This is a genomic window from Methylobacterium sp. Leaf89, from assembly GCF_001422215.1.
GTDB lineage: Bacteria > Pseudomonadota > Alphaproteobacteria > Rhizobiales > Beijerinckiaceae > Methylobacterium.
In genome coordinates this window covers 1-980 of the sequence record NZ_LMML01000010.1, presented here as the reverse complement: position 1 = coordinate 980, position 980 = coordinate 1, and the positions used below count along the sequence as shown (strand labels likewise).

Genomic DNA, 980 nt, shown 5'->3' with positions numbered 1-980 from the left:
TGTGTTCGGGATCGGTGGGACGGTGCGTTGGGGTGCGGTGGGCTCGTGGCCCTTCAGCAGCTCTGCGAGCTTGTCGCGGTTCTGGTAGCCGGCCACGGCCAGAAGGCCCAGCAGCGCGGTCATCGAGGGGTAGCCCTTGCTCATCGTCGATCCTGTGGTCCGAGGTCTGGGAGAAACGGTACGATCCGAGGGTGATCGCTCGCCTGTCGGCAGGATCGCGATCGGCCGAGGCGGCGCGCGTAGGTTAGAGAACGGGGATGGGGCACCGACGGATCCCACGCTCCGTTCCAGGGCGGCTTCCCGGAGCTTTTCGCGTCCGGCAAGCCAAGCCCGGGAATCGGCTTGCGGATCAACGCCGGGGCCGGGCGAACCACCCGACCGCGAAGGCGACGGCGGCGAGGCCGAGGAGCGCGGAGGCGCGGTTGTCGTCGGCGTAGCGCACGGCCCGTCGGCCGTAGGTCGATCCGCGCTTGCGGGCGTGACGGGTGAAGGCGCGGCCCTCGTCGATCAGGTGATCGGCGCGGTCGCGGCCTTCCTCGATCCAGTGGCCAGCGCGGTCGCGTACCTCGTGGGCGAGGTGGCGGCCGTCATCGACGAGGTCCTCGGCCCGGTCGCGGGCGCGGCCGTAGGCGTACTGGGCGCCGCCGGCCACCTGGTTCACGGCGCCGCGCACCTGGCGCGCCGGGTCACCGGTGAGGCCGCCGACCACGGTCTGGGCACGGCCCTTGAGATGGCGCGAGGCGCCGCGGAATTGATCGCCGTTCATGGCAGGTCTCCTGCTGTTCGGGATCCGGCCGGTCGCGGGACCGGCCGGGACGAGGGCTCAGACGCGGCGGGCGTCGTAGCTGTCGGCGAGGGTGTGGAGCTTGGGAGCGCCAAGGCGTCCGCCGAAGAAGCCGGCGAGCGCGCCCAGGATGAGGGCGAGCGCGCCGTAGAAGGCGCCCTGGGTGGCGGCGGACTTGGCGGCGACGGCCGCGGCT

At 72.6% G+C, this 980-nt stretch carries 1 protein-coding gene; it reads right to left on the bottom strand.

The window, feature by feature from the left end; genetic code table 11:
- Positions 1-349: 349 nt before the first annotated feature.
- Positions 350-766 carry a CsbD family protein gene (locus ASF18_RS05135; RefSeq protein ID WP_056221335.1) on the bottom strand — a complete coding sequence of 139 codons (417 nt, stop codon included), beginning with the start codon at positions 764-766 and terminating at the stop codon, positions 350-352.
- Positions 767-980 lie beyond the last annotated feature (214 nt).

Excerpts from the sequence above, each read along its gene's own strand:
- ASF18_RS05135 (WP_056221335.1), bottom strand. The coding sequence starts at position 766 with ATGAACGGCGATCAATTCCGCGGCGCCTCGCGCCATCTCAAGGGCCGT.